Annotated in this window: 8 protein-coding genes; all 8 read right to left on the reverse strand. The window is 46.8% G+C overall.

Annotated elements, in window-relative coordinates:
* Positions 1 to 1,103 (reverse strand): 2-iminoacetate synthase ThiH (thiH, locus tag MJZ26_13915; protein ID MCQ2106875.1); only part of this gene is annotated, 1,103 nt, incomplete at its 3' end.
* 12 nt (positions 1,104 to 1,115) lie between these two features.
* Entirely contained in the window at positions 1,116 to 1,313 is a 198-nt protein-coding gene (locus tag MJZ26_13920) for a DUF2442 domain-containing protein (GenBank protein ID MCQ2106876.1), read from the reverse strand.
* Between the two features lie 302 nt (positions 1,314 to 1,615).
* On the reverse strand, positions 1,616 to 2,386 hold the full coding sequence (locus MJZ26_13925) for a thiazole synthase (protein ID MCQ2106877.1): 771 nt from the start codon (positions 2,384 to 2,386) through the stop codon (positions 1,616 to 1,618).
* Between the two features lie 99 nt (positions 2,387 to 2,485).
* Positions 2,486 to 3,193 carry a thiamine biosynthesis protein ThiF gene (gene thiF, locus MJZ26_13930; protein ID MCQ2106878.1) on the reverse strand — a complete coding sequence of 236 codons (708 nt, stop codon included), beginning with the start codon at positions 3,191 to 3,193 and terminating at the stop codon, positions 2,486 to 2,488.
* Position 3,194: 1 nt separating this feature from the next.
* The gene (gene thiS / locus MJZ26_13935) at positions 3,195 to 3,404 is read right to left on the reverse strand and encodes a sulfur carrier protein ThiS (GenBank protein MCQ2106879.1); all 210 of its coding nucleotides are present in this window, start codon (positions 3,402 to 3,404) and stop codon (positions 3,195 to 3,197) included.
* A gap of 29 nt (positions 3,405 to 3,433) precedes the next feature.
* Positions 3,434 to 4,216 (reverse strand): hypothetical protein, encoded by a 783-nt coding sequence (locus MJZ26_13940; protein ID MCQ2106880.1) that lies wholly within the window; start codon positions 4,214 to 4,216, stop codon positions 3,434 to 3,436.
* A gap of 8 nt (positions 4,217 to 4,224) precedes the next feature.
* Positions 4,225 to 5,244: a hypothetical protein gene (locus tag MJZ26_13945; GenBank protein ID MCQ2106881.1), complete on the reverse strand. Its 1,020-nt coding sequence runs from the start codon at positions 5,242 to 5,244 to the stop codon at positions 4,225 to 4,227.
* A 14-nt stretch (positions 5,245 to 5,258) separates the two neighbouring features.
* A partial coding sequence (locus MJZ26_13950; GenBank protein MCQ2106882.1) for an InlB B-repeat-containing protein occupies positions 5,259 to 8,957 on the reverse strand: 3,699 nt, incomplete at its 5' end.

The raw sequence follows: 8,957 nt of genomic DNA on the forward strand, positions 1-8,957 counted from the left end.
ACACCTGCGGAAACCTTGGTGGCGGCAATCTTTACGATGCCGTTACGGAATTCCTTGGATTCGCGGCTGGAGACGGTAATGCCAACGAAGGGCATGAAGATGCGGTAAGCGCACAGCACCTGGCAAAGTTCCTTTTCGTGAACGTCAAGAGGATTGATCTTGTCGTTGTTCACGATGGGGCGAAGGCGTGGGCAGGACAGGCTCATTTCTGCATGAGGGTACTTCTTCTGCAGGTAGAACACGTGGAGGGCGCTGGCCAAGGCATCCTTGCGGAAGTCAGAAAGGCCAAGCAATGCGGAGAAACCGCAACCGCGCATGCCACCCATAAGGGCGCGTTCCTGAGAGTCGAAGCGGTACGGATAGATACGCTTGTGACCCAGCAGGTGAAGCTGTTCGTAGCGGTCCTTGTCGTAAGTTTCCTGGAACACAGTTACATAGTCTACCCCACATTCGTGGAGGTACTTGTATTCGTCGGTGTTCATGGGGTAAACTTCGACACCCACCATACGGAAATACTTGTGGGCAATCTTGCAGGCTTCGCCGATGTATTCCACGCTGCTCTTGGCGCGGCTTTCGCCGGTAAGGATCAGCACTTCTTCCATGCCGCTGTCGGCGATGACCTTCATTTCGTGCTCGATCTGCTCCATGGAGAGCTGCATGCGTTTGATTTTATTGTAGCAGTTGAAGCCGCAATAGACGCAGTAATTTTCGCAGTAGTTGGCAATATACAGCGGAGTAAAGAAATAGACCGTATTGCCAAAGTGCTTGCTTGTTTCCAGCTTTGCCTTCTGCGCCATCTTTTCCAGGAAGGGAGCGGCGGCAGGAGAAAGGAGCGCCTTGAAATCTTCTACGGTGCAAGCGTGATGGTCCAATGCAGCCAGCACATCACGGGCCGTGTACTTACTGAAGTCTACGGAATCCACATGTCCCATGACCTTGCCATAAATGTCGGACTGGATGACTTCCATGCCCTTCATGTATTCCATGTGATTGGTACGGGAGCTAGGGTCATTTTCCAGACGATGCTTACGTTCCAAAGCCTCCGGAGACAAAGTGTCGGAATCAATAAAATAACGTTCGTCGTGATATTCTTTTTCAGACATAACTACGCCTAATTATAAACTGGACTTCAAAGAGAATCGTTCTGGAAAAAAGATTGAATCATAAGAAATATCCTCATCAAGACATTCCCAGCGAATGCCAAATAATCCTAAAGAATAATTTCTTAAAACAGATTGATCAGCATTTTTTAAACGAGCAAAATCACAAAAACGGATCTTTGCAGTCATTCCATTTTCAGCAAAGAATTCCATGCAGTTTTCGTGTATTTCAACGTTCTTTATGTCAGCTCTTTTTAGTTCCAAAATATTTTACCCATTCATATTCAAAAATAGTCTTATTTTCTTCAACAATAGATTCTGCCAATTTCAAATCTTTAGGTTTCAATCCTTCATTTGATTTTAAACAGTCCAAAAAGAGTTAGTATTGTTGGCATAGTTCATCTCCATTTTTCAATGAAAATGCAAAACCTATGCCATCACAAAAATCCTCTTTTTTTTAGAAAATAGACATTATTCAAATTTACAAAGGTGATTAATCAATGATTAATCGCTGACTAATCGCGGAGGAACCCGGTCAGCGGATCGCTGGCGGCGGCACCACGAACCAGCACGCGGCCCATACCGGAGAGGTAAGCGTTGCGGCCAGCTTCGATGGCGGACTTGAAGGCCGCGGCCATGCGAGGCAAGTCTCCGGCGGTAGCAAGAGCGGTGTTTGCCATGACGGCGGCGGCACCCATTTCCATGGCTTCGCAAGCCTGGGACGGCTTACCGATACCGGCGTCTACGATAATGGGAAGTTCGATTTCGTCGATGAGGATCTGGATGAAATCCTTGGCGGAAAGACCGCGGTTGGAACCGATAGGAGCAGCCAAAGGCATCACAGCAGCAGCACCTGCATTCACCAGGTCACGGGCCACGTTCAAGTCGGCATGCATATAAGGCAGCACCACAAAGCCTTCCTTGGCAAGAATTTCAGTAGCCTTGATGGTTTCGTAGTTGTCCGGCAGCAGGTACTTGGAGTCGCGCATGATTTCGATCTTCACGAAATCGCCGCAGCCCAGTTCGCGGGCAAGGCGTGCAATACGAACCGCTTCGTCGGCGTTGCGGGCGCCAGAAGTATTGGGCAATAGGGTTGCACTCTTGGGAATGTAATCCAGAATGTTTTCGTGTTCCTTGGTATTGGCACGGCGGACAGCACAGGTAATGATTTCTGCACCGGCGTACTGCACCGCAGCTTCGATCAACTTCAGGGAGTACTTGCCAGAACCAAGAATAAAGCGGGAGTTGAACTCATGACCGCCAAGAACCAGTTTATCGTTTTCCATCTTTACAATCCTTTAATATTTTAAACTTCATTTTAGACGTCATCTTCAGCGAATGATCTAGATTCTTCGCTTCGCTCAGGATGACATGGGGAAGCGCGTTCATTCTGCAGCGGGCTCCATTCCACAGATCAAGCGTACCACTGTCTGTGCCTCGTGGGCGGCACATGCCATGACGCGGGGAGCCACAAGCCCTATCCCATCGTTTACGTCGCTGACGCCGTCGCCACACATATAAAATCTCTTGGATACACGGCGGGTCTGGATACTATTGGCATCACCAAAACCCGCCATTCCAGAGGCCGCCACCAGGAACTTTTGGTCTACCGCGCGGTCCTCTCCAGCAGAAGGATTCGTGCAGACCCTGCCAGCAACTTCCGCGTTATGTTCCAGCACGGCATTCACCAGCATGGCCTTGGCTTCCGCATTGTCAAAGGCCTCCACCACGACGTCCGCCTTCCCTACCAGTTCCATCACGTTTTCCTCCGTGACGCGAACCTGATGGGATTCCAGTTCAATGTAAGGGGCAATTTCTCGCAAGTTTTCAGGCAGGGCCACAGCCTTCGCCACACCCACCTGACTTGCCTTGTACTGCTGCCGGTGCAAGTTCGTTACGTCGACGCAGTCAAAGTCAATGAGAATAAGCTTGCCTACGCCGGCACGAGCCAGAGCGATAGCCACATTGGACCCGAGGCCACCCAGACCGCAGACAGCCACCGTGGCCGCCTGCAATTTCTGAACATTCTCGGCACCTTGTCGTACCACAAGGGCGGCAAGCATCTCTTCCCGAGAGGGCGTGCGCAGTTCCAAACTAGCCCCCTCCCACAAAACTGACTACTTCCAGAGAATCCCCTTCAGCAAGAAGGGTTTCGCCATACTTGGCTTTAGGCACAATATCGCCATTACGTTCTACAGCAATTCGTTTGCAGTCGAAATTTGTGGTGGAAAGGTATTCGGCAACAGACTTACCGACAAAGGACTTGCCGTCCGTTTCAACATCAATGCCATTGACTTTAATCATAGAGTCACCCTACGTTGACCTTATCCAAATCAGTAAAGTTCCAATTCCCAGTTCATTTTATAATAGTCACAAGAATCGCTCTGAGTCACAGGACCTTCAAGCAAACCTATTTCCGTGACTGTATAGCATTCTCCAGAACTAATATCTACATCATCGGGAACAAGAACGTCACTATCTTCATCAATGTTCTTCACCATTGGGCAAAGACGGATTTCGTCAATACCTCGAGTAATTGGTACTGAAACATTACTGTGACCCGTCCACTCCATCAAATTCATTTCACTGAGCAAAACTGGAGAAACAGTATAGTCTTCTGTTTCGGCCATGCGAACTTGAATGCCATCACTGAAGAACTTTATTGCAAAACGAACTTCTGGATCGCCCACAATATCGGCTGAACTTAGTGTATCCGCAACTTGCTGATAGCTAGTTAAAGTTATTTTCAGGTTCATGTTCTTCAGCAAATACGGGTACCTGGTCACAGAGCTGGAAGATAAAATTTCCTGACTGCTACTACTAACGGGATGAATCAATTCGCCAACATCGTTATAGTTGGTGTCAGCAATTTCTTCGCTATCATAGGAGCCGAAAATCTCCTTGAAATTATTGCATCGATCTTCACCATAAATACTTTCGCATTTGTAGTAATCAGTTTTTTCCAAATCAGATTCAAGCTTATCCACCATAAAATTGATGGAGTAATCGTAACCATTTTCTATTTCAATAGGATTATCCTGGCTACATCCCCAAAACAATGAAGCGGCAAGGAATACTGCTGTTGCAGACAAACTCTTTATAATTTTTTCTTTCATAAAAACTCCTACAACAAACTAAAGTCTATGATAATACGCCAGGTAGGCCAATCCTTGCGGAAAATATCATGGATGCGATGGTTAGAACTGGTGGAATTTGCAGCTATAAGTACTTGATATTCCAAATTAATATATTTAGAGTCCACACCAACACCAATCCAACTATTCATTTCCCAGTCATCAGCGAAGAAATTTCCACTAGTTGTATGATATTCCGTATAAGGATATAGTCTAGATTCGGTAAGAACATCTAAAGCTTCTTTCAAATCCGACGAAGGATTCTTGAAACGAATTTCATTGTCAACGGATATTTTTTCATACAGAGATTTTGTAACGCCAAGAGATACACTTCCGTGTAAAAGCGATGTATGAGATAAACGTCCTCCTATTTTCAAAGTTAAAGGAACGTCAATAGAAAAATTATGGTAAGTCAAACTTTGTTCACGAACAAGTGCATAATCTACACCATTGAATTCAGCAGATCCATTATCAATCAAGTCGTTAAAGCGCGAGTAACGGAAAAGGCCTCCGATATGCCCCTGTAACCCAATATGATCACCAAGGTAATGACGATAAAAATAATAAAACCCAAAGTTTCCACCCCATACCAGATCATCTGCAAAATGACCAATACGTTTATCCTTGGAACGTCCACCAATAAAACTAACACCATGATGGTAAGTATGGGAAAGAATGCTATCGCGAATCGAAACAGCAATACTGTCATAGTGGGAGAAGGGTTTCTTTCCACGCATTTTCTGGAATTCGTTCAGATTCTTAATTGTGTCCAAGAGAGTATCTTTCGATGTCTTTGTAAAGGAGGTATCTTCCACAAACATTGACGTTTTAACAGTAGAGTCAAGATTCTCAGGAACCTGAGACGTAGTCTCTGGCTGTGTTCCCTCTACTGCAGGAACCGCATGCGTGCTGTCGACCGACAGAACCTCTTCTGGCGAAGCGCCTTCCTGAGCAAAAGTCAGGGACGCTGCAACAACTAATAGTTTTACGAATCTAAATAGATTTTTCATATTCTCACTTCTCGTTATTTAACGACTACTCGGGAAGTTTGGTTATTCACGCGAAGCACATAATTTCCTGCTGTCGGCAAGACTATCATGTGATCCGAGCTACCTATCACACCATTATAAACTACACAACCCTTAAGATCAGCAATCATAATCTTTGCACCAATTTCCGCATCTGAAATCGTCAGATTTCTATCGTTTAACGAAACATTAAACTTTGGTGTGGTCATCGTATTTGCAATAGAAACCGATTCCTTGAATGTTGCTACATAAACACCATCAACAGTCTTTTCCCACTTATCAAACGTCATGGTCATACCACCTTGTTCGAAATCCTTAGGAATAACACTATTTAATGCGGTTTCAATAGCCTTCTTTGTATCAGCATCATAAGCTACTTCAACATTTCCACGAATATCCTTTGCTTCATAAGAAATAGACATTTGGAAGAATGCGTAGAACTTTTTGTTGCCATAATCGGTAGAAGTAATGGATGTTACTCGATTACCCAAGCCATTGACTCTTGTGTACCAACCTCTGAATACCCAACCAGAATCTTGAGGAATAAAGGCTTTCGGAAGTTTCGTGACAGAACCGTATGTATAGCTCATAATGCTATCGCTAAGCATTGCACTGGGTGCCACATATGTAATGGTGAATGTTTTACTACGTTCAACAAACACAGCTTCATATAGTCCAGTCACTTCATTTTGAATCCAACTATCAAGAACAAATTCTGTAGAATCCGTTGACGTTGGAACAAAAACAGCAACTCCTTGCTTGTTCAATTCAGAATCAATCTTTGTAGAAATATCCTTACCATTGTCATAGGGACGAATTGCAACGGAATTTATTACAGAATCATTGACAGCGACCTGAATTATTACATCCGGCTTGTATGAGCTATCAAATTCCGGAACATACTTTCCATCTTCATTCTTGATCCAATCCTTGAACGTGTAGGTAGAATCACGATGAGGATTAGTGGGTTGAGGAATAATTGCAGGATCGTGTTCAGCAAGTGCATTTTCAATTGCGGTTATGATTTCTTCCGGTGTTCCATCAACAGGAACATCCACATTCAGTTCCATGCCATTTACAGCAACAATGATTTCTTGTTGCGAACGAGGGGTCGCTTTAAACACAGGAACATAAACATCAAGACCATCAATGTCAGATTCACTCTTAATCCAAGTATCAAAAGGATAATCAGTTGTCAAAGTCGATGGTTTCATAGGAATGGCAATTGCAGGAACATGGTTAACAAAAGCATTGCCAATGTCAGCAATATTTTCTGCCTCACTATTGATTACAGAAACAACTACATGGATTGTGTCATCTGCACCTTCACCATATTTTGCAACAAGAATCTTAGTCTTAGCAATCCACTTTGCGTACAAGGTCCTATTTTCCATCACGGCAGATTCAAAGTCATAAGGCTTAACGAATGTTTCATTATCAATGAACCATCCCATAAAGTTATAACTTGCATCCATCGGTGCTACAGGAACAGAGACCTTTTCGCCCAGAAGGATATTCTGAGAAGATATGGCTTCACCATGACCGTTCATTACAAACGTAACAACAGGATTGATTGTAAGTGTACCTTCAACCATTGTAACAGCATAATTTGCAAGTTCTGCAGTATTTGAAGACGTACAAGTCAAGGTGTTGTTACTACGACCCACTTCAGTAATCCTTCCAGACACAATGCAATCAAGAGATTCACCATCTGCATATCCATCACCAGTAACTGAAATCTGGTGATTTACAAATTCTACTCCATCGTAGAATTTGCTATCGGTAGCGGAGGTAATCACAATAGCACGTTTCGTTACTTCAAAATCACCCTTAATTACAGAAACTTCGTAATTATCATTTTCTGTGTAGAGCGCATTTAGAGAATTCATATAAGTACCGACATTACTGTCTATAATCTCTCGAACATAACGAATTAAGCCAAGGTCATTTTCAGAAATCAGTCCAGAAACAACTCCTGTGAAGATTGGATCATTTTCACCATACATCTTACTGGAAGCATTTACAGAAATCTCCACAGATTTCTTTGCAATAATAAATGTGGCGGTTTCTGTTCCGGTATAGTTGTTCTTGCCGGATACGGTTACCGTGTAGCTGTCGGCGTTCACGAAGCCGGTCCTGTTCCAGGATACGGTGTAGTCAACGTTTTCCGTCAGGGACGTTTCGCCGCTCTTGACGGTTAGGGTTGGCGTCTGGGCAAGACCGTTATAGGTCTTGTTTTCGGAGAGGGCGACCTGGATTGCGGCTGGTGCGATGGTGAACTCGGCCGTTGCGGAACCGCCCACGTAGTTGGAGGTTTCTGCCACGGTGGCCCTGACCACGTAGGTGCCGGCGGTGGAAGGTCTGGTGACGCTCCAGTCACTTTCGGCGTAGTCGCCGGTCTTCTTGACGGCGTAGGCGATGGAGGGTTCGCCTTCTGCGGAGAAGTCGGCGCTTACTGCGGGGCTTGCGGCGGCTTCACCGTAGGTCCAGCCGGACATCGCTACGGTAACATCGTTCCTGGTTGCCTTGGCGATGGAGAGTATGCCTGGCACGTAGGATACGCTGTAGTTTCCCTGGACGGATGCGCCAGAGAGTGTGATCGCGTAGGTTCCAACTACCTCGCCTGCATCGCGGACGATCGTGTAGGTAATCAGGTCGGCGGAGGATTCCCCGTTAACCATGCCTTCGACCTTAGCGGTGAGGGCAGGGTCTACGTCGCCGTAGGTCTTGCCCTTGGATTCGGCGGATACGGTGACTTCTGCAAGGCCGATGACGTAGGTGGCGGTTTCTGTTCCGGTATAGTTGTTCTTGCCGGATACGGTTACCGTGTAGCTGTCGGCGTTCACGAAGCCGGTCCTGTTCCAGGATACGGTGTAGTCAACGTTTTCCGTCAGGGACGTTTCGCCGCTCTTGACGGTTAGGGTTGGCGTCTGGGCAAGACCGTTATAGGTCTTGTTTTCGGAGAGGGCGACCTGGATTGCGGCTGGTGCGATGGTGAACTCGGCCGTTGCGGAACCGCCCACGTAGTTGGAGGTTTCTGCCACGGTGGCCCTGACCACGTAGGTGCCGGCGGTGGAAGGTCTGGTGACGCTCCAGTCACTTTCGGCGTAGTCGCCGGTCTTCTTGACGGCGTAGGCGATGGAGGGTTCGCCTTCTGCGGAGAAGTCGGCGCTTACTGCGGGGCTTGCGGCGGCTTCACCGTAGGTCCAGCCGGACATCGCTACGGTAACATCGTTCCTGGTTGCCTTGGCGATGGAGAGTATGCCTGGCACGTAGGATACGCTGTAGTTTCCCTGGACGGATGCGCCAGAGAGTGTGATCGCGTAGGTTCCAACTACCTCGCCTGCATCGCGGACGATCGTGTAGGTAATCAGGTCGGCGGAGGATTCCCCGTTAACCATGCCTTCGACCTTAGCGGTGAGGACAGGGTCTACGTCGCCGTAGGTCTTGCCCTTGGATTCGGCGGTTACGGTGACTTCTGCAAGGCCGATAGTGAACTCTGCGGTCTGTTCGCCGGAGAAGTTACCCTGGCCGGTTACCTTCACGGTGTAAGTGCCGGCATTCGTCCATGCGCCTTCGCCCCAGTCGATGGTGTAGTCGGCATCGGCGACAAGTGCATTGCCGTTGAAGGTGACTGTTACGACCGGCTTCTGTTCTTCACCGTTGTAGGTTGCACCAGTTGCGGAGAGCGCGAT

The organism is Fibrobacter sp., assembly GCA_024398965.1.
Taxonomy (GTDB): domain Bacteria; phylum Fibrobacterota; class Fibrobacteria; order Fibrobacterales; family Fibrobacteraceae; genus Fibrobacter.